Consider the following 24,167-nt stretch of genomic DNA (forward strand, 5'->3'; position numbering starts at 1 on the left):
AGATATTAGTCGATTTTATATTTAACAACTTAAAATTTGATTGATATCTTTTTTATGAATAAAATATGAATTATTTATGAAATAAAGTTAAAAGATATAAGTACATAGGATGCCAATTTAATGATAAATCTTTTAATTGTTGGTAAATTAAAGTATAATAGATATATTATAATAGTTAACTATGCAAAAAAATAAAAATTTATATAAAGAAGGAGAGAAAATTGATGAAACATGAATTAGTGCTAGTCATAGACTTCGGTGGTCAGTACAACCAGCTGATAGCTAGAAGAGTAAGAGATAACAACGTGTACTGTGAAATACTTCCATGTACAACTGATATCGAAAAAATAAAAGCTAAAAACCCTACAGGGATAATATTTACAGGTGGACCTAACAGTGCATACTTACCAGATTCACCAACTATATCTACTGAAATATTTGAATTAGGTGTACCAGTTTTAGGTATATGCTACGGAGATCAGTTAATAGCACATCTTTTAGGCGGAAAAGTTGAAAAAGGTGGAAAACAGCAGAAAGAATACGGAAAAACAGAAATAACTTACAAAGAATCTGCTTTATTCGAAGGAATAAACACTAACTCAGTATGGATGAGCCACACTGACTACATATCTGAATTACCAACAGGATTTGAAGTAATAGCATACACAGCTGATTGTCCAATAGCTGCAATGCAGAATGTTGAAAGAAATATATATGGAGTACAGTTCCATCCAGAAGTTGAACATTGTCTAGACGGAGATAAAGTTTTAAGAAACTTCTTATACAATATATGTAAAGTAAAAGGTGACTGGACAACAGACTCTTTCATAGAAGATAAAATAAAAGAAATAAAAGAAAAAGTTGGAGATAGAAAAGCTCTTTGCGGATTAAGTGGAGGAGTTGACTCATCTGTTGCAGCTGTATTAATGCACAGAGCAATAGGTGATAACCTAACTTGCGTATTCGTTGACCATGGTCTACTTAGAAAAGATGAAGGTGACGATGTAGAAAGAATATTCAGAGATAAATTCGACATGAACTTAATAAGAGTTAACGCTGAAGATAGATTCTTATCTAAATTAAAAGGTGTTACAGAACCTGAAAGAAAAAGAAAAATAATAGGTGAAGAGTTCATAAGAGTATTCGAAGAAGAATCAGAAAAATTAGGAAAAATGGACTTCCTTGTACAGGGAACAATATATGCTGACGTTATAGAAAGTGGACACGGAAACGGTGCAGCTACTATAAAATCTCACCACAACGTTGGTGGACTTCCTGAAGATGTTGATTTCCAGGAAATAATAGAACCATTAAGAGAATTATTCAAAGATGAAGTTAGAAGAATAGGTTTAGAACTTGGAATAGATGAAGACCTTATATACAGACACCCATTCCCAGGACCAGGTCTTGGTATAAGAGTTATCGGTGAAGTTACAAAAGAAAAATGTGACATATTAAGAGAAGCTGATGCTATATATATGGAAGAATTAAAGAAAGCTGGATTATACAAAGAAATATGGCAGGCATTTGCTACACTTCCAGATGTTAAGACTGTTGGTGTTATGGGAGATGAAAGAACTTACGCATACCTTGTAGGTATAAGAGCAGTTAGTTCTTCAGATGGTATGACTTCAGATTGGTATAAAATGCCTTACGATGTATTAGAAAAAATATCTAATAGAATAGTAAATGAAGTTGAAGGTGCAAACAGAGTTGTGTATGATATCACAAGTAAACCACCAGGAACAATAGAATGGGAATAAGATAAAAATTTAAATTTAAATGCTTTAGATAATAAAAAGTGTGCTTGATGTATTTAGACAATATTTACATTTAGCACACTTTTTTATTTTACAATTATAAGAGGAGTGTATTTTTAACTCTCTTAAAAATAAAAAAGGAACTTTTTAATAAATTATGTATAATAAAAGAAGAGGTTCTTCATAATATAAGGGGGAAGAGTGTTATGGAAAATAGAAAATTTGAAAAATTAGACGTAGAAGCTTCATTATTAGGATTTGGCTGTATGAGATTTCCATTAGATCAAGATGGACATATTGAAGAAAAAGAAGCTGAAAAGATGATTGATTTAGCGATTGAATCAGGAGTTACTTATATTGATACAGCTTATCCTTATCATGATGGCGATAGTGAACCATTTGTTGGAAGAGTTTTAAAAAAATATCCTCGTGAAAGTTTTAAACTTGCAACAAAATTACCAATCTGGAATATTAATAGTCAACAAGAAGCAATGGAAATATTTGATTCACAATTAAAGCGATTAGATGTTGAGTATGTTGATTTTTATTTATTACATGCATTGGATGCTGATAAATGGAAAAAAGTAAAAGAATATCATATTATTGAAATGTGTGAGGAACTAAGAAAACAAGGGAAGATAAAATATTTAGGATTTAGTTTTCATGATGAATTTAATGTATTTGAAGAAATTATAAAATATCACTCTTGGGATTTCTGTCAGTTACAATTAAACTATATGGATATGGAAATTCAAGCAGGACAAAGAGGTGTTGATTTTGCTAATGAATTAGGTATTCCACTAGTTGTTATGGAGCCTATTAAAGGAGGATCATTGGCTAAATTACCTGAAGATGTTACAAAAATATTTAAAGACTACAATTCTGAAGCAACATTAGCTTCTTGGGCATTGCGTTATGTTGGAACATTACCTGGTGTAAAAGTGATTTTAAGTGGTATGTCTACACTTGCTCAAGTGGAAGATAATCTAAAAACATTTAATAATTATAAAAATTTATCTAAAGAAGAATTGACTATTGTGAACAAAGTTGCAGATACTTTACATTCACGTACAAAAAATGGTTGTACAGGGTGTGAATATTGCATGCCTTGTCCATTTGGTGTCAATATTCCAACAAATTTTAAATATTGGAACAATGCTTCTATCTATGATGATAAAGATGGCTTTAAGGCGCAATATGCAAAGATGTCTGATGATGCAAAAGCAAGCCATTGTAAAGAATGTGGTGCTTGTGAAAAGATGTGTCCACAACAATTATTAATTAGAGAAGATTTAAAGAGAGTTGCTAAATATTTTGAATAAATTGACAAGTGGAGCCTCTTGTTTCTGATGAGGGCAGTTATAAAAAACTGATTGTTCTTGTCTAGTGAGATAAGATAAAAATTGAACTTTAAACCTTTTAGACAATAAAAAGTGTGCTAAATACCGAATGAAATTTGGTATATGGCACACTTTTTTTCGTGAAATTTTATAATTTTATCGTAAGAAATGCATATTTTTATTGTATGTCGCCAAAAAATGAGATACAATCTAATTATAAAATTATATTAGATTAATAAGAAAAGGATGATGTTAAGCTATGAAACAAGATATGATCGCTATTTTAGACTTAGGTAGCACAAAAAACACAAACTTAGCTAGAGCTATACGTGACTTAGGTGTATACAGTGAAATATACCCACACGATATAACTGCTGAGGAAATAAAAGAATTAAAAAATTTAAAAGGTATTGTTCTATTTGGAGGGGAAAATAGAATAGTAGATGGAGAAGCAGTAGAAATCAATGAAGAATTATACACATTAGGATTCCCAATGATTTCAATAGACCACCCAACTTCAAAATGTGAAACAAAATTCGATGAAATGCCAGATGAAGAAACTTTAAAAGCATTTGTTTTCGATACTTGTAAAGCAGAAGCTAACTGGAACGTTAAAAACTTTATAGAAGACCAGGTAGAATTAATAAGAAACCAGGTTGGAGATAAAAAAGTACTACTTGCTTTATCAGGTGGTGTTGACAGTTCTGTTGTTGCAGCACTTTTAATAAAAGCAATAGGAAAACAGTTAGTATGTGTTCACGTTAACCACGGTTTAATGCGTAAAGGTGAATCTGAAAGTGTTGTTGAAATATTTAAAAACCAGATGGATGCGAACCTTATCTATGTAGATGCAGAAGAAAGATTCTTAGGAAAACTTGAAGGTGTAGCAGATCCTGAAGAAAAGAGAAAAATAATAGGAGCTGAATTCATAAGAGTATTTGAAGAAGAAGCTCGTAAATTAGAAGGAATAGACTTCCTAGCACAGGGAACTATATACCCTGACATAGTAGAAAGTGGAACAAAAACAGCTAAAGTTGTTAAATCTCACCACAACGTTGGTGGACTACCAGAAGATTTAGGATTCGAATTAGTTGAACCACTATACTACTTATTCAAAGATGAAGTTCGTGCTTGTGGTGTAGAATTAGGACTACCTCATAATATGGTATACAGACAGCCATTCCCAGGACCAGGTCTTGGTGTTAGATGTCTTGGAGCTATAACAAAAGACAGATTAGAAGCTGTTCGTGAATCAGATGCAATACTTAGAGAAGAATTTGCAAATGCTGGATTAGACAAAACTGTATGGCAGTACTTCACAGCTGTTCCTGATTTCAAATCAGTTGGTGTAAGAGATAACGCAAGAAGCTTTGAATACCCAGTAATAATTCGTGCTGTAAACACTGTAGATGCTATGACAGCTACAATAGAGCACATAGATTGGGCTATATTAGACAAGATAACTAATAGAATACTTAAAGAAGTTAAAAATGTTAACCGTGTTTGCTACGATTTAAGTCCAAAACCAAGTGCAACAATAGAATGGGAATAAAGTAAAATTATGAGTAAAAAAATGAAAAATTTATTTGATGAATTGCAAAAATTTGCAGATGAAAACGACTTTGAAAGTGAAGAAGAAGCACTTAAAGCAATAGAAATGTATTTAAATAATATAATGTTAAATGAAGAAGAGTATGAGCTTGATGAATATGCTTATCTAGCAAAAGCTATAGAAGCTACAGACCCAGAGAGAAGAATAGAATTTATAAAAAAATCATTAGAAATAAATCCGGATTTTGTTGAAGGTAAATTATTTCTTTTGATGAATAACAATATAGATGATCCTGAAGAATTACAATTAAATGTTGAGAAAATTATCCATGAAGAGGAACAACGTTTAAAAAAAGAAGGAATAATAGAAGAAGATTGTATTGGAAAATATTATGAAATTGATGAAATTCAGGGATATATAAGAGCATACGAAACATATATAAGATGCCTTATAGTACAAGGAAAAATGAGAAAAGCTGCAGAGGCTTGTAGAAAAGTATGTAGCTTAGAAGAAGATGATAATTTAGAATTAAGATATAGTTTAATCGCAATATACGCTTTTCTAGAAGAAGAAACAATGGCAGAAGAGTTATACAATAAGTATTCGGAAGAAAGTAGTAGGATGTTATTGCCAATGATTGCACTTCACTATAAACTAGACAATAAAGAAAAGGCAATTTCTTATTTAAATATTCTACATGAAAAAGTCAAGGGTTTAAAACAAGCAGTTAAGATTTTAAAAGAAGATGCAGATAAGATAGAGGATATTATGAGTTCACCAATTTCTAAACCTAATTCTAAAGAGGATACTGTAAGGTCATTTATAGAAGTTAGTTTTGTTTATGAAACTATTCCTGACTTTTTAAATTGGATGGAAGATCATATTCCTACTAAGAAAGTTCCTAAAAAGAAGAAAAAATAAATAGTTATCTAAAACAATTTTAAGCTATTTAATTAAATTTGTTACTAAAAAGCTGAATCCATATATTTTGGAATCAGCTTTTTTTATAATTTATTTTATTGAAAAAGTAGAAATCGACTATAGATTGTCGAGCGCACTTCAGTTGAAACCACAAGCAAAAGAGAATTTCTAATTTAAGAAAAAATCACAATATATTCTTTTTTACAAGTAAGTAAATTATAATAAAATAAGAGAAGTGTTGTGAATAACTTACAACATCTCTATTATTTTATTATTAAAGGGAGGATGATTTATAAGGTTTTGAATGAAGCATATAAAGAATTAGAAAAATTAAAATAAAAAATATAAAAACAAAAAAATTAATAGGAGGTAGATATTTTGAAACAACTTTTATATTTAATGCCGATAGTTTCTGGGGCAATGTGGGGTTCAGCTGGAATTTTTGTTAGGAAACTTACAGAACTAGGAATGAATAGTTATACAGTTGTGTCGGTTAGGGTAGTTCTCGCAGTGCTTATACTTGCAGTATGGTTAGGGATTTATGATAGGAATTTATTAAAAATAAAGTTAAAGGATTTATGGATTTTTGTAGCAGGTGGAATAGTTGGAATGTTTGGGCTTAATATTTGCTATAATTTTGCAATAAGTGAGTTGTCATTGTCACTAGCAGCAGTTCTTTTGAGCCTTTCACCTGTGTTTGTTCTTTTTATGGCGGCGATATTATTTAAGGAAAAAATTACATCAAAGAAAGTAATCTGCATGACTATTGCAATAGCTGGATGTGTGCTTGCTAGTGGAGTGCTAGAGGCGGCATCTACTATGAGATGGTCTGTAAAAGGTATAATAGTTGGAACAATAGGTGCATTTTTCTACGGACTTTATGGAATTATAAGTAAAACTGCAATGGAAAGAGGGTACCACGCATTTACTACAACATTTTATTGTCTATTTATTAAACTAGCCAAGAACACTCGTAACTTTAGTCGTGAGATGAATTGGCTAGAATAGTAAGCATATAGGGAAACTTGTATGTAGACGTAGCAAACCTACGTAACTAAGAAACTGAATTGCTGGAAAATCGTAAAGCTAATTAAACTACAACATAGAGATGAAAAAAGCTCAAGTGTGAATGTGGCGAAAGCAGAAAAAATTAATTAGATGGTATAAGGTTAAATCCTAAGTGCTTGAAAATCGATAATCAGCAGGTAAGCTCCGAATAGGAGAAACTTCAACGACTATTCCTCGTGAGGGAAGTACACTGCAAGCTTTTGGCAGTGGAAGTGGTTTCGCCCTAACAGGTAAGGCTGAGGGATAAGATATAGTCTGTGCTTAATGTAAACATTAAGAAGTTCATAAGAGAACTGTATAGGAAGTAGCGAGCTTATATGAACGAGACCTCCCAAATGTTGTGGGATTCTAAAAATTTAAAACTAAAAAACTTTTACAAAAATATTTTCAATAAAATAATTAAATAAGAACAAACGTTCTACAAAATATGTTATAATATACCTATACAAACGTTTACAGAAAGCGAGGTGATTATAATGTATTTAAGTATGAAACAACAAGTAAAACAATTGACTAAAGAAGATTATAAAAACTTAAAACTGTTATCTCATATGGCTAAGAATTTAGCTAACGAAGCAATATACAATGTTAGACAATACTATTTTAGTGAAGGTAAATATCTAAACTATCAAAAGAATTACGAACTGCTAAAAAATAGCCCTAACTATAAAATGCTAAATTCAAATATGGCACAGCAGATTTTAATGGAAGTTGATGAATCTTTTAAATCATACTTTTCTTTACTTAAATTGGCAAAGAATGGAAAATACAATTTTAAAGACATAAAACTTCCTAAATATCTTCCTAAAGATGGTTTTAAAACATTGATTATAGGTTTTGTGAGAATAAAAGGAAATAAATTAATGATTCCATATTCAAGGGCTTTCAACAAAAAGCATAAAAGAATAGAGATAAATATTCCACCTAAACTAGTTGATAAAAATATAAAAGAGATAAGAATTAAACCTAAATCAAAAGCTAGGTTCTTTGAAATTCAATATATATATGAAGTAGAAGAAGTTCAAAGTAATGTCGATAAAAATAAAGCACTAGCAATAGATTTTGGAGTGAATAATCTTGCAACTTGTGTAACATCAACTGGTAAGTCTTTCATAGTAGATGGAAGAAGATTAAAATCTATAAACCAATGGCATAATAAAGAAAATGCACGTTTACAGAGTGTAAAGGACAAACAAGGATATAAAAAGAAATACACAAACAGACAGGTTACCAATACTAGAAAAAGAAACAATAGAGTTAATGATTATATGAACAAAACTGCTAGAATAATAATAAACTATTGCTTAGAAAATGGAATAGGAACTGTTGTATGTGGGTATAATCCAACACTTCAAAGAAATTCTGATTTAGGCAAGAAAAATAATCAGACACTTGTAAATATACCATTTGGAGTGCTTAGAGAAAAAATAGAGTATCTTTGTGAATTATACGGAATAACTTTTGTTGAACAGGAAGAAAGCTACACATCAAAAGCTAGTTTTTTTGATAGAGATGAGATTCCTGTATATGAAAATATAATCGAAGACATCAAAAACTGGCTTCCACATAAGGAATATAAATTTAGTGGAAAAAGGGTTAAAAGAGGATTGTATCAAACAAAAGATGGTAAGTTATTAAATGCAGATGTAAACGGGGCGTTGAATATATTGAGTAAAAGTAAAGTTGTGGGCTTAGATGTCCTATACAATAGAGGCGAACTGGACACGCCTATAAGAATAAGGGTTGCATAGCAACTAAACTTCTTAAATAAAGTTTTAAACTTTTAGAACCCTACGACTTTAGTCATGGGAGGTTCAGGGTTATGCTAGTTGTAATTCCGCTTACAGATTGGAAATTGGTTACTGATGTTGTAGTATCAAATCCTGTTGAGATGAGCATATTTTTAGTGATTCATTCACTTTGTACATCAGTACTTCCATACATTCTATATACTTTTTCAATTAGGTATATTGATGCGGGAATGGCTTCAATTTTGGCATCTGGAGAACCAGTTGCAGCAATGATTTTTGGAGTTATTTTCTTTTCAGAAATTCCTACAGTTCTATCAGTTGTGGGGATTGTGCTAGTAATAATGGCATTAGCGTTGTTGAGTATGCCGGATAAAGATAAAAATTAAAAATACGAGTATAAATGAATAAAATATTACAAAAAAGATAAAAAATAGGCTACAAGTGGAAAATATTTGTATTTCAGATACAACAGTTAGACCAAGAAAAGACGTATACTTATTTAATTATGTTGTGTAAATGAAGCAATATTAAATACATTAGTTCACAATGATTGGACAATTACAGAGCCACAAATATCTATGTTTGATGATAGATTAGAAATATTATCTCATGGAGGACTTCCAAATGGAATGACAGAAAGTCAATTTTTCGATGGGATTAGCAAACCAAGAAACACAACTTTGATGAGAATTTTCTTGAATATGGGACTGGCTGAACATACAGGTCATGGAATACCAACAATTATAAAAGAGTATGGAAAAGAAGTTTTTGAAATAGAAAGTAATTATATTAAATGTATAATTCCTTTCAATAAAGAAGTCGTTAATAAAGTAGAAAATAAAAATGTCGGCAAAAAAATAGGTTTAAACAAAACTGAAATAAAAATAATTGATTTATTAATCGAAAATCCGAATTATACATATGAAGAATTAGCAGAAAATATAGGTGTAACAAAGAGAACAATTGAAAGAGCTTTTAAAACATTACAAGAAAAAAAATTAATAGAAAGAATTGGATCAAACAGAAAGGGTAGTTGGATTATTCTTAAATAATGGAATTAAAAACTTAACATTTTGGAGGGAAAGTTATGATAAGAAAAGCAGTTGAGTCAGATATAAATGCAATAGCAGATACATACAATGATCTTTTAACTTATGAGGAAAAACATGGAAGCAATTCAAATTGGAAATTAGGAGTATACCCAACTATCAAAGTTCCACAGGAGAAGATTCCTACAGGAACTATGTATGTGCTTGAAGAAGATGGAGAAATTTGTGCGAGTATGATTTTAAATCATTTTCAAGCTGAGGAATACAAAGAGATTGATTGGATTTACCCTGGAGAAGGCGAGGAAATTCTTGTTATTCACACACTTTGCATACCACCACAGAAAGCAGGTAGGGGATATGGTCAGCAGATGGTCGATTATGCAAAAGATTTTGCTAGGGAATTAGGATGCAAGGCTATGAGAATAGATACCTATGCACACAATGAGCCAGCAAAGAGTCTATATCAGAAAAATGGATTTAGAATTGCTGGGTATTATGAAAGTCTATTAGAAGGATTGATAAAAGAGGAATTAGCATTTTTAGAATATAAGATATAGATCATGTTTTGAAGAATAAAATAAATAGAAATAATAAATATTAAAAATATAAAATACAAATAGATTGGAGGAGAAGATATGAATAATCAATTTATCAGAGGAATTAAATTCGAATGGGACAATATATCAGAAAAGAGTTATCTTAGAAAAATTGAAGCTTTAAAAGACGTTGAAAGTCTCGAATTTTCAAATCCAATCACATTTTTTGTAGGAGAAAATGGTACAGGAAAATCAACTCTACTTGAGGCAATAGCTGTTTCTCATGGATTTAATCCTGAGGGTGGAACGAAGAATTACTCATTTTCTACCCATGATACTCATTCAGAACTATGTGATGCAATAAGGATTGTAAAAGGATTTAGAAAAGAAAGATACGGATATTTTCTAAGAGCAGAGAGCTTTTACAATGTTGCAACATACGCAGACGATTTACATCCTTCTGCAAAATATCACGAAAGATCTCATGGAGAAAGTTTCCTAGCATTGGCTCAAAATAGCCTTAGACCAAATGGATTATACATATTTGACGAACCTGAGGCTGCACTATCACCACAAAGACAGTTGACATTGTTGATGGAGATACACAAATATGCAAAAGAAGGAGCACAATTCATAATAGTAACTCACTCACCTATACTACTCGGAATACCAGATGCTGAAATATACAACTTTGATGACGGAAAAATACACAAATGCACCTACGAAGAAACAGAAAGTTACAAAATAACGGAAATGTTCATAAACAACAGGGAAATACTACTAAAAAACTTACTAGACTAAAAATTATATAATATTTTAATATTTACTTAGCCTACGGCTACATGAAAATAGATAGAAATAAAATTACAAATAAAAAATCTTCTATTGAAGTAGTGATTTGTAATTATAAAATATAAATAATTTCAGGTATGATTTTAAAATCTATACCATAAAAAATAACAACCGAATTCCCAACGACAATTTGCAGACGTGAGAATGATTTTTAATAAAACAAATCACTTACACCACGTCGAAGCCTGGAGTGGGAATCGGTTGTTATTTTTATGGTTTTAATTTATAAAATAACCCGAAGATATTCTATTTTATAATTCACAAATACCTACATTTTCTCCATACATTGCATACCAATCTTTATTGAAGTCATCTACTGCTTTTTCAATGTTTGGATTTGCAAATATCTGTTTTAATACTGCAACTGGAGCAGTTATAGCATGTGCTCCAAAGTTGAATGAATCTCTGACCTGCTGAACACCTTTGAATGATGCAGCTACTATCTTAGTACTGTATCCGTCAACAGCTATTCTATCAGATAAATTGCTTATTAAATCCATTGGATCTGCACCAAGATTTCCTATTCTATTAACATAAGGTGCTATATAATCTACATTTGCCGCTAATGCCATATATGCCTGCATTAAATCGTAAACTGCAGTCGCTGTAACTTTAACACCTTCTGCTTTTAAAGTTTTTATAGCTTTCATACCTTCATAAGAAACAGGAACTTTTATATATACCTGATCGTCTATTTCTTTTAGTATTCTATGAGCTTCAGCAACCATTTCATCGCTATTTTTTGAAATTACCTGAACATGAAGGCTTCTCTCCATACCGATTATTTCTCTTATTTTTCTCATATGTTCAAAGAAGTTTTCTGGGCTTGTCTGTTTTACTATAGATGGGTTGCTAGTTACACCAACTATTGGCATATGCTCAACTGCATCCTTGATTTCTTCTAAATTCACTGTATCTACTATAAATTCCATTTTATTATATCCCCCTAAAGCTATAATAGCTTTTTAAAAAATTTTATCTTATTTTATATTATCATAATTTAAACTAAATTATAATGTTTGTTCTGTTCTTCCGATTATATCGTCCTGTGTCGCTTTTGATAATACATTGAAGAATGCACTATATCCCGCAACTCTAACTATTAAATCTCTGTGTTTTTCTGGGTGTTTCTGAGCATCTATAAGTGTATCTCTTGAAACAACATTGTACTGAACATGGTATCCATCTAATCTATTGAAGAATGTTTTGATTAACATTTCTAGTTTTTCTTTATTTTCTTCTTTTGATAATAACTGAGGAGTTACTTTCTGATTTAATAACACACCACCAGTTATTTCGTGAGTTGGTAATTTTGAAACTGATTTGAATACCGCTGTTGGTCCTTTTTTATCCATTGAATGAGCAGGAGAGCATCCTTCTGCAAGAGGAGTTCTCGCATTTCTACCATCAGGAGTTGCCATAGTTGAGAATCCCTGACCTACATTTGCAGATATAGAAGATGTACCAGCGTATCTAACTCCACCTATTGGCCCTCTACCATGTCTTGTATTTGGATATTTCTTCATTTCATCTATGTATACGTTGTAAACATCAACCACTAGCTGATCCACGTAATCGTTGTCGTTTCCATATTTTGGAGCATCGTTTATTAACATCTGCTGTATTTTTTTGTTTTCTTCAGTTGAGAAATCATCTAATAATGCATTCCATAACTGTTCTGGAGTTATTTTATTTTCATCGAATACAAGTTTTTTGATAGCTGCTAAACTGTCTGCCATATTTGCTATACCAACCTGTAATCCAGATATGAAGTCGTATATTGCCCCACCTTCTTTAAGAGTTTTACCTCTACCTATACAGTCTTGAGTTAAAGCTGAGCATAGTATGTCTGGAACATCTCTTTCTAGAGCTAAATCTATTGTATTTTCAACGATAACACTCATTCTAGTTAAGTATCTCATAGCTTTTTCTATAGCCTGTTCTAATTCTTCATAAGATTTCATATCCTTGAAGTATCCACTTCCTTCAAAGAATCTCTTTCCGCTTGTCATATCGACACCGTTGTTCATTACCATAAGAAGTATTCTTGGGAAGTTCATGTAAGACATTCCTGTACATCTGTATCCCCATTTTCCTGGAACTGCAGTTTCAACACATCCTATTGCAGAGTAGTTGTATGCATCTTCTTCCGTAACGCCTTTTTCTATAAATGAAGGTATTATAACTTCATCAGAGTTGAATGCTGGCATACCAGTTCCTAATTTCATAACTTCAACAGCCTCATCTAAGAAAGCTTTTGGTATATTTCTGTGGTATCTAACTGTTAAGTTAGGCTGAGGTAGTCTAGTCTGTGCAACAGATTTTAATACTAAGAATGATAATTCATTAGTTGCATCTTTTTTATCTACAGTCTGTCCACCTATAGTAACGTTCTGATACATTGGGCTTCCTGCACTACTAAATGTATGAGACTGACTACGAACTTTATTTATAGTTAAAGTTTTTATCCATAAGTTGTCTAATATTTCAACAACTTCATCATCAGTTATTAATCCTAAATCTTTATCGTGTTTGTAGTATGGGTATAAATACTGATCAAATCTTCCGTAAGATAAAGAGTGTCCGTTAGATTCTATCTGTAATATTAACTGTATGAACCAAGTAGACTGTATTGCTTCTCTAAATGTTTCTGCTGGTTCATAAGGAACTTTTGCACATATACGAGATATTTCAAGAAGTTCTTCTTTTCTCTGACCTTCAGCTTTTTCTGCCATTTCTGCAGCTAATTTGCTAAAACGTTCAGCATAAGTTTTAACAGCATCTATTACTATTAAAACTGCTCTATAGAAGTGGTATTTATCTATATTTTCTGCAACACATAAATCTAATTCACTTTTTAATTTTAAAACTCTTTTTTCGTATCCTACTAATCCCTGTTTTAAAACTGTTTCGTAGTCAACTGCTAGGTGAGCATCACCAGAGTTTAATTTACCTTCCATTCCGAAGAATCCAGTTTCCATATATACACTAACTTCTTCTGGAAGCATTGCTCCACCTTTGCTTCTTAGGTTGTTGTTTTCCCAGAAAGATGCGATGCTTCTTAAATCTTCTTTTGTTTCTTCAGTTATATAGAAAACATCTCCATCACGTTTTTCGAATAAATCAAGTTCATTAAGTACGAACTCTAGTGTATATTCTGGGAATATAGGAGCGTTTCTGTTAGCAGAAGCCTGATTCCCTACTATTAAAGTTTCGTCTTCTATGTATATAGACATTTTTTCTAATATATTTTTTAACATCATAGCACGTTTTATTACTACGGGCTGATTGCGATTTTCTTTATATGATTCTGTAGCTAATAATGCACGTTCTGCACATATATAAGGCTTCTTATTTAATACATTTTCTCTAAATTCATTCATTCTAGGTGTTAAATCACCGAAATGTTCAACATTTTTCATAAAATATCCTCCTTTTAGTTTCATCCGTAACTATTTAGTATTTCATTCTACAATCAAAGTATACCACGTCTTGCAAAAAAGATAAATAAAAACTTCAAATAAAAGTTTAAAAAGTTTCAAATGAAACTTTAATATTTACTTTTAAGAGAGTAAATGATATTATTTTAAATGTAATAGAAGATAAACTTTGGAAATAATATAGATTAATATATAAGGAGATGATTTTTTGGAAAAGGGAATTACGTTTAATATTCAGAAGTTTAGTATACACGATGGGCCAGGGATAAGAACTACAGTATTCTTTAAAGGATGTCCGCTTAGATGCGAGTGGTGTTCAAACCCAGAATCTCAGATAAAAAATGTTCAGATTTTACACGATCAGAGTAAGTGCTCTTATTGCTTATCTTGTGTGGCAGCATGTCCAAATGGAGCTATAACTCATGAAGATAACAAGATAATTATAAATGAAGATAAGTGCGTGGGATGTTTAACTTGTGTAAATTCATGTCCTAATAGAGCATTATCTTATGAAGGTGATTATCAGACAATAGAAGAAATTGTAGATATATGTATGCAGGATATAGATTTCTATGAAGAATCTGGTGGAGGAGTTACAATCTCTGGTGGAGAAGGTATGAGCCAGCCTGAGTTTTTAAAGAAACTTATAGCGGAATTAAAGAAAAATTCAGTACATGTTGCGATTGAAACTACAGGATATGTAAAGAAGGAAACTTTTGAAGAATTGGCTAGAGAGTTAGACTTACTTTTATTTGATGTTAAGCACTACGATAGAGAAAAGCACTATAAAGGAACAAAGGTGTACAATGATTTAATAGTGGAAAATTTAAAATGGGCGATAGATAATGGAATAGAAGTACTTCCTAGAATTCCAGTTATCCCAGATTTTAATGACTCATTAGAGGATGCAGAAGGATTAGCGAAATTATTAGTAGAGGTCGGAGCTAAAAAAGTGCAGCTACTTCCATTCCACCAGTTTGGCGAAAAAAAATACGAACTGCTAAACAGAAACTACAAATACAAAAACAAAAAAGCCCTTTATCCAGAAGACCTAGAAGAATATCAGAAAATATTCTTAGACAAAGGACTAAATTGCTTTTTCTAAAAAGTAGTAGTAAATAAAATTAGGACAAGAGCGGTTACATTCTTGTCCTTTTAATTTTCTGTTTTTATTACTTTTATATTATTTTCAACTAAATATTCTTCAGCGTCTTCTGGAATGTTTGAGTCTGTATATACATAAGATACTTTTTTAGTATCCAGTAGACTTACAACACCTTTTTGTTGGAATTTTACAGAGTCTGTTACGACGATTACATTGCTAGCCTGTTTAGCCATATCTTTTACAGCCTCACTTCTCATGTAATCATTTCCTGTAAATCCTGTTTCCCTTGTAAAACCGTCAGTTCCTACAAATAGCTTATCTACAAAAAATCCCTCAGCACATTTTCTAGTGATAGGGCCAACCATAACCTGAGATTCTTCTTGATACTCGCCACCTAATAGTATAATTCTAACATTTCCTGTTTTTCTAATATAATCGGCGATAAAAGCGGAATTTGTTATAAGAGTTACGTCTTTTTTTGTTTTAGCAATCTCTAACGCAACTAGAGCACAGCAAGATCCAGACTCAATCATAACTGTTTCTCCGTCCTCTATACTTTCTACAGCTTTTTCTGCTATTTTTTGTTTAATATCGTAATGGTATGCCAATCTATTATTAATATCATCGCTTTCGTTTAATTTTGCATATCCATGCTCTCTAACTATTATTCCACTGTCTTCAAGAGCAGATAAATCTTTACGAATAGTTACCTGAGAAACATTTAAAACATCAGAAAGCTCAGTTACTTTTAGTTTTTTATTCTGTGTAAGCAAATCTAATATTTGCGATTGTCTTTTATTCATAATTTCACCTCATTTTTAGATTATCATAGATAAGTTTCATTAGCAATATAAAAAAGTTTCAAATGATAAAAAAATAAGAGATAAACGTAAAAGATTGTTTTTTATTTCCTTTGTATTATAATTAAAGTAATGGAAAAGCTACATTAATTCCTAGTGTATAATACAAAAAATTTTATTTGCAAGGAAATGGAGGTTTTATCATGAAAAAAATATTATTTATTGTAGGATCTATGAGAAAAGAGTCTTTTAATAGACAGCGGGCTAATATTATAGCAGAAGAACTCAAAGGAAAAGCAGAGGTATCATTCCTTTCATACGGAGATATTCCGTTTATGAATCAGGATATAGAATTCCCAACACCAGAGGAAATTCTTCGTGTACGTTCAGAAGTTGAAGGTGCAGATGGATTATGGATATTTACACCAGAGTACAATTCTAGTTATCCTGGAGTTTTAAAAAATCTGCTAGACTGGCTTTCAAGACCACACAAACCAAATGACTATGCAAATGGTTCATCAGTTACAGGCAAAAAGGTTGCTATAAGTGGGGTTGCAGGAAGGAGTGCAGCAGCTGGAAGTAGAGGAAAGTTAAAAGATTTATTAGAAATCATGGGAATGAAGGTAATGGAAAATCAGGTAGGAGTTACAATAAATCCTGAAGCTTGGGCAAATAATGAACTAACTCTTTCTGATGATAAGAAAGAAGAATTAAAAAAACAAGCAGAAGAATTCCTAAAATTTTTAGATGAAGAATAGTAAATTATATAAATTAAAATACGATAAATGTAAAACTAATAAAGAGGAGTTGTAAGGATGGAAAGTCTAATAAAGGAAATTTCAATCAAAGAAATTGACGATGTGTCAATCGGACATGCTCAAAATGATGAAGCAAAAACTGGTGTAAGTGTAATATACTTTAAAAATGGAGCACAGGCTGGTTGTGATATAAGCGGAGGAGGACCTGCATCTAGAGAAACTCCTTTAACAAGTAGTATGACTGCAGACAATCCATTAAATGCTGTAGTATTATCAGGAGGAAGTGCATTTGGGCTTGCTGCATCAGATGGTGTAATGCGTTGCCTTGAAGAACATGGAATAGGATATGAAACAGGGTTTGCAAAAGTTCCACTTGTTTGTCAATCTTGCATATATGATTTAGCATATGGTCGTGCAGATATTAGACCTGACTCAGCTATGGGATACGAAGCTTGCATGAAAGCATTAGAAGAATGTGATGATTCTATGGGAAATATTGGTGCAGGAACTGGAGCTACTGTTGGAAAAGTACTAGGACTAAAACAAGCTACAAAAGCAGGACTTGGAATACATGCAATTCAGGTTGGAGAATTAAAAATAGCAGCAATAGTGGCGGTGAATGCAGTTGGAGATATATTTGACTCATCAAATGCACAAAAGATTGCAGGACTTATGGATCCTGAAAGAAAGGTATTTTTAGATTCAGAGGAAGTACTTGTTAGAATGGTTACTACACCTCCAAATTTAGATAAGACAAATACTACAATAGGTTGTGTTGTATGTAATGCAAAATTTGACAAGGCTAAGCTTAATAAAATAGCTTCAATGACTAGAAATGCTTATGCTAGATGTATCAATCCTGTTGGAACTATGGCAGATGGAGATAGCATATATGCTTGTAGTATTGGAGAAGTTGTAAGTGATGTAAATGTTGTCGGTAGTTTAGCAGCTAAGGTTATGGAAAAAGCTATAAAGAAAGCTATTGAAAGTGCTAAAATAGACGACGAAGAATATCTAAAAAATTGTCTATAAAATAAATGAAATATACCTAAAAGATCTCGTGAAATCGAGGTCTTTTTTGGAGAGAGTAAAAAAGAGGAAAGTAAAAGGGGAGAAATAAAAATCAAAAAAGGGAGGACATTATGAATTTAATTAAAGACGATATTAAAAAGCTATTCTACAAATTTTTGATACCTACGATAAGTAGCTCTTTAGCTATAGCTGTTTACAGCCTAGTTGACACAATTGCTATTGGGCAGGGAGCAGGGCCAGATGGTACAGCAGCATGTGCAATAGTACTACCAATATTTGCACTTGCAAACTTTATTGCACTTCTTTGTGGGATAGGTGGTTCTGTACTTATGGGGCACGCAAGAGGTGAAGGAAATAGGGAAAAGGGAGATGCTTATTTCACAGCTTAAATTATATTAGTTACGATAATTACATTGATTATATGGATACCTGGGATGATATACCAGGACGAATTTTATAGGCTTTGTGGTGCAGATGATGTACTTATGCCATATTCGAGGGAATATGGAGAATGGATTTTTGCATTTATACCTTCATTTGTTACCACTTCATTTTTAGGAGCTTTTGTTCGTACAGATGGATCTCCAAAGTTTGTAATGACAGCTATTTTAACAGGTGGTGTTGTTAATATTATCGGGGACTGGATTTTTGTATTCCCTATGAATATGGGAATGAGAGGTGCAGCAATTGCAACAGCTCTAGGATCTGCAGTTCAAGCAATTATGATTCTTTGGTATGTATTTGCTAAAAAGACGACATTAAAACTAGCAAAACCACACCAATGGCTAAAAGGTTTTAAGAAAATAATTACGACAGGATTTAGTGCAGGGATAAGTGCACTTGCAGTAATTGCAGTTTCATTTATTGCAAACAACCAAATAATGAACTACTTAGGTGGTGTAGCACTTGCTGTTTATGGTGTTTTGGGTACAGTTTCTTCACTATTTACAAGTATATTCTCTGGAATTGGTCAGGCAACACAACCTATTGCATCTGAGAACTTTGGTGCAGGAAATATTGATAGATGCTGGGCTGTAGAGAAGTTGGGTATTAGAACTGCATTAATATATGGGATTGCATTTGCGGCAATTAGTATTATTTTTCCTGTAGGTGTAGTTGGGTTATTTATGCAGATGACTCCGGAAGTTATAGAGGTAACACCGTATATTATGAGGGTGTTCTCGCTTTCATATATTCCACAGGCAGTTTGTGTTTTCTGTGTGTTCTATCTTCAGTCTATTGTTCATGCTAAGAAGGCGACTGTTATTTCACTTCTTAGAGGAGTGATTTTAAATGGAGCTTTCCTTATGATTTTTCCTGTGTTTTTTGGTGGAAATAGTATCTGGTGGGCGATATTTATGGCTGAATTTGTAACTATGTTGGTTGCAGTTGTGTATATGGTTAGGATTTATAGGGAGCATAAAAAATTAATAAGTTAAATAAAAATAGGACAAGAGCAGCTATACTCTTGTCCTTTTATATTATTTAGCTTTCCATTCTTCCCATTCATCAGGAGTCCAGCCTTCTTCAATATCAAAATCATGTAGCTTACCGTTCATCTTTCTATAAGCAATTCTCATTTTAGAAATTCTCCAAATACCGTCCTCGCATTTTCTAAAATCATTGCAATACATAGAAAAACCTTCAACAGTATCTCCATCAGTATAAGTATTATTATCTTCATAAAGGAAGATTCCTCTAGCTTCAGTATCGTTAATTAGCCAAACTAAAGGATTGTGACTCATGTGCATAGTCATCATATTTCTATTTACAAATTTTGAACGGAGAGCCTGAGATTTTGGTTCAGTTGGAGCCTCTGAAAAGCAGCGATAAACAAAATCATCTGTAAATAAATCACAAGCATATTCTTCTTTTTTCATGTCCATAGACCAATAATAGAAGAACTGAGTATCTATAATATTCTGTAAATCACATAGTTTTTCGCTATTATATTTCTGACAGCGAACATTTTTCATTACTTCAATAACTAACTCTTCAATAGTTGAATCTTTTTTTATTATTTTCATAATAAGCCTCCATATACAAAAGATTATTTACGATTTTTATCTACATGAGTGTGCTGAAGAATTCCAAGTAACCTCATACATAGTAGAAATTCTGTTTCTCCACCTTTTTTGTTATGTCTAATAGTTGCTCTTATAAGTCGATCTAATAGGCTTTCAGTACGCTCAAGCATGCTTCCTTCTAGTGTAGAGCTAAGAGGAATTCTTGCTAAAGTAATTTCTGAAAAAGAGTAGTATGGATTTGCAGCCATATACAAGAATGCATCATAGCTCAATCTACATTTTATAACTTCAATAGTTTTACCTTCATCTGGAACTATTTGGAAATAATGATATGCTCCTAAAAGCATTAAAGTTCCTCTTTGAACAGGGTATTCTATTGAATTTACTATAATTTTACCTGCATTGTTTCTAAAATAGAAGAATGTAATACCATTATAGTTTTTTAAAACAGTTGGTTTACTTACGTTTTTTTCTATTGTAGTAACTGGAAATCTAAATCCATCCTTTTTTGAATAGTAATCCGCACCTGAAAAAAGAGGCGGATAGAAAACATTACCTTTTTTACTCATCTCTATTCACCCCACGATACATATTTCTATATTCACTCGGAGTCATATTGTGGAATTTATTAAATGCCCTAGAGAATGATCTACTACAGTTAAATCCTACATTTATTGCAATATCTAGTATTGGTAGGTCTGTAGTAAGAAGAAGAGCTTCCGAATGTCTTATTCTATTAAAGAAAATTATATATTTGTAATTAGTCCCAAATCTATCAAAAATGATATTTCTTATAGTACTCTCAGATAAGAATAGACTCTTAGAAGCATCCTTTAAGTCAACAGAAGAAGAGAAGTTATCATATGCGTGATTTAAAATCTGCATAAGAGAAGTAGACATGATCATACCTCTGTAAACCTTATCCTCTTTGTGATTAATAATCTGTTTTCTGTATTCTACAGGGGTTACGCCCACGTATTGTTTAAATATTCTATAAAAAACAACCTCAGAAGAGAATCCTGAGTGAGTAGCTATATATGAAAGAGACATATCCTCGTATAAAAGAGCACTTGCTGCTATATTTACTCTTACCCTATTTAAAGTTTTGATAAAATTGTAGCCACTTATATTTCTCAACTCTCTATTTAATGTAGTGGCATTGGAATCAAAGATTTTAGCAACCTTTTCTGCTGTTAAGTCTTTTCCAAAATATTCACTTATATATAGTATAGCATTCCAGCCAAGTGGCTTTGGAGAAGGTTCTTCTTTTGCAAATACCCTCATACTATGGTCTATGAATATTTTTGAAAGCTCACCTAAAATAGATACTTTTATTAAAGAGCTTCCAGGGTCATAAAAGTCATTAAATTCCTCAAAGTCGTCAAAAAGATCATATACTCTTTCTAAGAACTTTCCTTCTAGATATACAACTGGTGTAGCATCCATTATTGCATCTATAGCTGTAGGAGTTGGTTCTCTAAACGTTAAAAATGAAGATAGCGGATAATCATAAACGCATATCTTCAATTCAAGTGGCTCATCAGATTCACATTTTATAGTAAAGGTATGGTATGATTGCAGCCATAAAAATGCACCAACTTTTAGTTTAAACTCTACTCCGTTGATAATAATCGAACCATATCCATGTTTTACCAAAACAAAGAGAGATTCATTTTCAGAAGTTGGAGGAGTAATATCGCTTATGTGATAAGTTTGCATTCTAAGATACTTATTTTTATCAACATAAACGGAATGGACAGGTCTACCGCAAATTGATTTTGATTTTGGTATTTCTTTCATTCAAAATATCTCCTTTCCTTTTACTTAGTTATATTAAAATTTATAAAAAAATTTCATTATCAAGAAAAAAGTGTTCTTTGTTAGTATTATAGCATAATTTGTAAAAACAATGATAATGTTTTACTTTCAAAATAACAAAAAGATGAAAATTCAGAAACTTAACTAGTAATTATTAGCTAAAATGCTAAATAACTACTTTTGGGATGAGCTATAGATATTGCAGATAGATCTATTGTTATAATTAATAAATATTTATTATGGTATAGTTGTTAAAAATATACCTCAAAGAAACGTTTCCTAAAAATCGGTTTATAAAATAAATGTTTTTTGACAAAAGATGTGATTTTATAATTATCCTTTTTGTATAGAGAATAAACAGTATTTTTGCATAAAAATATTGTATACAGTATGGAGGGTGTCGATATAAAAAAATATATAAAAGTAAAAAATAATCAAAAAAACTAGTTTTAATTATTAAAAACAATAAAAAATATTAATAAAATAAAGAGTCAAAAATACTTGTTAGTTAAATCACAGATTTTGTCAATAAATAGATTAGATTTTATATTTGAAAAGGTCATCTATAGTGTTGTAAGAAAGCAAGTTATTAGCACATATTGTATCTCGAAAAAATGTTAAGATAATATCAAGACAGGGCGATAAAGAAAAAAGCAAATTGAAAAAGAAAAAAGTAACCATAAGTTTTTACAATAAATCAAAAGTGATTTGATTTGAAAAGAGGGAGGCAAAATACCGATATGAATGATGTAAAATATAAATATTTTAATAAATTTAATACAGGAATATCAGATTTTGTTACTCCAGGAAAACAGTTAGAATATGTAGCAAAATGCAAGCCAGATGAAAAAGCTATCATATATATAGATAAAGAAGAAAATGTGAGAGATATCACTTGGAAGGAACTTCACATAGCTTCAAATAAACTAGCTTGGTATTTAATGAAAAAGGGATTTGGAAAAGGGCAGGTAGCAATGGTTTCTTTCCCAAATGGAATAGAGCATATATTAGCAACAATAGCTGTTTGGAAAACAGGAGGTTGTTATATGCCAGTTTCTTGCAAAATAACAGATACAGAGCTTAGTGATATATGTAGAATAATAAAACCAACAGTTTCTTTTACAAATAAGGAAATGCCTTGCAGAACAGAAAGTATAAAAATAGAATCAGTATTCGATGTTTGTAAAGACGAATCAGAAGAAATGCCAGAAGATATAGCTGCAAATCCTAATATGATTTCTCCATCTGGAGGAACAACAGGAGAGCCAAAGTTCATAAAACAGAATGTAGCAAGTGGCTTATCTGATGAAATTATAAAAAGCTGGTTTGAAATGTCAGGTATGGAATTTGAACAAAGACAATTATTAGTAGGTCCACTTTTCCATGGTGCTCCTCACACAGCAGCATTTAATGGATTATTTGTAGGAAATACATTAATAATACCTAGAAATTTAAGACCTGAAAGTATAGTCAGATATATAAAAGAATACAAGATAGAATTTATACAGATGATTCCAACATTAATGAATAGAATAATAAAATTAGCAAATGTTGATAAAAAAGATTTTGAATCAATAAAAGCATTACACCATACTGGTGGATATTGTTCTCCATATTTAAAAGAAAAGTGGATCGATATAATAGGAGCTGAAAAAGTTCACGAAATGTACTCTATGACAGAGGCAATCGGTATCACTTGTATAAGAGGAGATGAATGGCTTAAGCACTATGGAAGCGTAGGTCTTCCATTAGGAGGAAGCAGAATATCAATAAGAGATGAAGAAGGAAATGAATTAGGACCACACGAGGTTGGAGAAATTTATATGACTTCACCAAGTGCTTGTTGCATGACAGAATATATCAATCACAAACCACTTGAAACTAAAGACGGTGGATTTAGAAGTGTTGGAGATTTTGGTTATGTGGATGAAGATGGATACCTTTACTTCTCTGATAGAAGGAGCGATATGCTTGTTATAGGAGGAGAAAACGTATTTGCGACTGAAGTTGAAACAGTACTAACAGCTTATGAAAAAGTAGTTGATGCTGTGGTAGTTGGAATACCTGATGAAGAGTGGGGAAGAAGATTACACGCAATAGTACAGAAGAAAGAAGAAGTTTCAGCAGAAGAATTAATCGAGTACTTAGGAAAACACTTATTACCATATAAAGTTCCAAAGAGCTTTACATTTGTTCCTTGCATACCAAGAGGTGATAATGGAAAGGTAAACAGAGATAAGATGCTAAAAGGCTTAATAGAAAAAAATCTAGTTAATAAAGTTTGCTAGGATATAAAGTTAGTTAACTATCTGCACCAAGTGCAGTGGAAAATAAATCAAATTAATAAAATAAATTAAT

Annotated in this window: 21 protein-coding genes and 1 pseudogene; 16 read left to right on the top strand and 6 right to left on the bottom strand. The window is 31.7% G+C overall.

Going from position 1 to position 24,167, the window contains the following annotated elements:
* The first annotated feature begins 224 nt into the window (after positions 1-224).
* The 10 genes from guaA (DWX74_RS05445) to DWX74_RS05495 all read left to right on the top strand — a co-directional run bounded on the left by guaA (DWX74_RS05445) (position 225) and on the right by DWX74_RS05495 (position 10,778).
* On the top strand, positions 225-1,763 hold the full coding sequence (guaA, locus tag DWX74_RS05445; protein ID WP_006438974.1) for a glutamine-hydrolyzing GMP synthase: 1,539 nt from the start codon (positions 225-227) through the stop codon (positions 1,761-1,763).
* Positions 1,764-1,966: 203 nt separating this feature from the next.
* Positions 1,967-3,082, top strand: coding sequence for an aldo/keto reductase (locus DWX74_RS05450; RefSeq protein ID WP_118549059.1), 1,116 nt, complete (start codon positions 1,967-1,969; stop codon positions 3,080-3,082).
* Positions 3,083-3,359: 277 nt separating this feature from the next.
* The gene (gene guaA / locus DWX74_RS05455; RefSeq protein WP_118549060.1) at positions 3,360-4,652 is read left to right on the top strand and encodes a glutamine-hydrolyzing GMP synthase; all 1,293 of its coding nucleotides are present in this window, start codon (positions 3,360-3,362) and stop codon (positions 4,650-4,652) included.
* A gap of 21 nt (positions 4,653-4,673) precedes the next feature.
* The gene (locus tag DWX74_RS05460) at positions 4,674-5,573 is read left to right on the top strand and encodes a hypothetical protein (RefSeq protein WP_118549061.1); all 900 of its coding nucleotides are present in this window, start codon (positions 4,674-4,676) and stop codon (positions 5,571-5,573) included.
* Positions 5,574-5,951: 378 nt separating this feature from the next.
* Entirely contained in the window at positions 5,952-6,581 is a 630-nt protein-coding gene (locus DWX74_RS05465; RefSeq protein WP_199647575.1) for a DMT family transporter, read from the top strand.
* Positions 6,582-7,117: 536 nt separating this feature from the next.
* Positions 7,118-8,392: an RNA-guided endonuclease InsQ/TnpB family protein gene (locus tag DWX74_RS05475; RefSeq protein ID WP_118549062.1), complete on the top strand. Its 1,275-nt coding sequence runs from the start codon at positions 7,118-7,120 to the stop codon at positions 8,390-8,392.
* A 71-nt stretch (positions 8,393-8,463) separates the two neighbouring features.
* The gene (locus DWX74_RS05480) at positions 8,464-8,778 is read left to right on the top strand and encodes an EamA family transporter (RefSeq protein WP_118549063.1); all 315 of its coding nucleotides are present in this window, start codon (positions 8,464-8,466) and stop codon (positions 8,776-8,778) included.
* Positions 8,779-8,964: 186 nt separating this feature from the next.
* Positions 8,965-9,444 carry an ATP-binding protein gene (locus DWX74_RS05485; RefSeq protein WP_330415633.1) on the top strand — a complete coding sequence of 160 codons (480 nt, stop codon included), beginning with the start codon at positions 8,965-8,967 and terminating at the stop codon, positions 9,442-9,444.
* A gap of 35 nt (positions 9,445-9,479) precedes the next feature.
* Complete coding sequence (locus DWX74_RS05490; RefSeq protein ID WP_118549064.1) at positions 9,480-9,998, top strand: GNAT family N-acetyltransferase; 519 nt, start codon at positions 9,480-9,482, stop codon at positions 9,996-9,998.
* 78 nt (positions 9,999-10,076) lie between these two features.
* Positions 10,077-10,778 (top strand): AAA family ATPase, encoded by a 702-nt coding sequence (locus DWX74_RS05495; protein ID WP_118549065.1) that lies wholly within the window; start codon positions 10,077-10,079, stop codon positions 10,776-10,778.
* Positions 10,779-11,080: 302 nt separating this feature from the next.
* Here the strand turns inward: DWX74_RS05495 and DWX74_RS05500 are convergent, their stop codons facing one another.
* Both DWX74_RS05500 and DWX74_RS05505 read right to left on the bottom strand, forming a co-directional pair.
* Positions 11,081-11,761: a fructose-6-phosphate aldolase gene (locus tag DWX74_RS05500; RefSeq protein WP_118549066.1), complete on the bottom strand. Its 681-nt coding sequence runs from the start codon at positions 11,759-11,761 to the stop codon at positions 11,081-11,083.
* A gap of 78 nt (positions 11,762-11,839) precedes the next feature.
* Positions 11,840-14,251 (bottom strand): glycyl radical protein, encoded by a 2,412-nt coding sequence (locus DWX74_RS05505; RefSeq protein WP_118549067.1) that lies wholly within the window; start codon positions 14,249-14,251, stop codon positions 11,840-11,842.
* Positions 14,252-14,477: 226 nt separating this feature from the next.
* Between DWX74_RS05505 and DWX74_RS05510 the strand changes: the two genes are divergently transcribed.
* Positions 14,478-15,374 carry a glycyl-radical enzyme activating protein gene (locus DWX74_RS05510; protein WP_118549068.1) on the top strand — a complete coding sequence of 299 codons (897 nt, stop codon included), beginning with the start codon at positions 14,478-14,480 and terminating at the stop codon, positions 15,372-15,374.
* A gap of 50 nt (positions 15,375-15,424) precedes the next feature.
* Here DWX74_RS05510 and DWX74_RS05515 read toward each other — a convergent pair whose 3' ends face one another.
* Positions 15,425-16,177 (bottom strand): DeoR/GlpR family DNA-binding transcription regulator, encoded by a 753-nt coding sequence (locus DWX74_RS05515; RefSeq protein ID WP_118549069.1) that lies wholly within the window; start codon positions 16,175-16,177, stop codon positions 15,425-15,427.
* Between the two features lie 200 nt (positions 16,178-16,377).
* Between DWX74_RS05515 and DWX74_RS05520 the strand changes: the two genes are divergently transcribed.
* The 4 genes and pseudogenes from DWX74_RS05520 to DWX74_RS11415 all read left to right on the top strand — a co-directional run bounded on the left by DWX74_RS05520 (position 16,378) and on the right by DWX74_RS11415 (position 19,403).
* Positions 16,378-16,932 carry an NADPH-dependent FMN reductase gene (locus DWX74_RS05520; RefSeq protein ID WP_118549070.1) on the top strand — a complete coding sequence of 185 codons (555 nt, stop codon included), beginning with the start codon at positions 16,378-16,380 and terminating at the stop codon, positions 16,930-16,932.
* 57 nt (positions 16,933-16,989) lie between these two features.
* Positions 16,990-17,964 (top strand): P1 family peptidase, encoded by a 975-nt coding sequence (locus DWX74_RS05525; RefSeq protein ID WP_118549071.1) that lies wholly within the window; start codon positions 16,990-16,992, stop codon positions 17,962-17,964.
* Between the two features lie 110 nt (positions 17,965-18,074).
* A pseudogene (locus tag DWX74_RS11410) lies at positions 18,075-18,599 on the top strand (MATE family efflux transporter); the annotation flags it as partial.
* Positions 18,600-18,686: 87 nt separating this feature from the next.
* Positions 18,687-19,403, top strand: a complete 717-nt coding sequence (locus DWX74_RS11415; protein ID WP_442952064.1) for an MATE family efflux transporter — start codon at positions 18,687-18,689, stop codon at positions 19,401-19,403.
* Positions 19,404-19,445: 42 nt separating this feature from the next.
* Here DWX74_RS11415 and DWX74_RS05540 read toward each other — a convergent pair whose 3' ends face one another.
* The 3 genes from DWX74_RS05540 to DWX74_RS05550 are packed head-to-tail and all read right to left on the bottom strand — an operon-like array spanning position 19,446 to position 21,791.
* Positions 19,446-19,991, bottom strand: coding sequence for a nuclear transport factor 2 family protein (locus tag DWX74_RS05540; RefSeq protein WP_118549074.1), 546 nt, complete (start codon positions 19,989-19,991; stop codon positions 19,446-19,448).
* Positions 19,992-20,014: 23 nt separating this feature from the next.
* Complete coding sequence (locus tag DWX74_RS05545) at positions 20,015-20,560, bottom strand: hypothetical protein (protein WP_118549075.1); 546 nt, start codon at positions 20,558-20,560, stop codon at positions 20,015-20,017.
* On the bottom strand, positions 20,553-21,791 hold the full coding sequence (locus DWX74_RS05550; protein ID WP_118549076.1) for a helix-turn-helix transcriptional regulator: 1,239 nt from the start codon (positions 21,789-21,791) through the stop codon (positions 20,553-20,555). Before DWX74_RS05550 ends, DWX74_RS05545 begins: the two co-directional genes overlap by 8 nt.
* A 758-nt stretch (positions 21,792-22,549) precedes the next feature.
* Between DWX74_RS05550 and baiB the strand changes: the two genes are divergently transcribed.
* Positions 22,550-24,097 carry a bile acid--CoA ligase BaiB gene (gene baiB, locus DWX74_RS05555; protein WP_118549077.1) on the top strand — a complete coding sequence of 516 codons (1,548 nt, stop codon included), beginning with the start codon at positions 22,550-22,552 and terminating at the stop codon, positions 24,095-24,097.
* Positions 24,098-24,167 lie beyond the last annotated feature (70 nt).

It is taken from the genome of Peptoclostridium sp. AF21-18 (genome assembly GCF_003478825.1).
Lineage (GTDB): Bacteria > Bacillota > Clostridia > Peptostreptococcales > Peptostreptococcaceae > Peptacetobacter.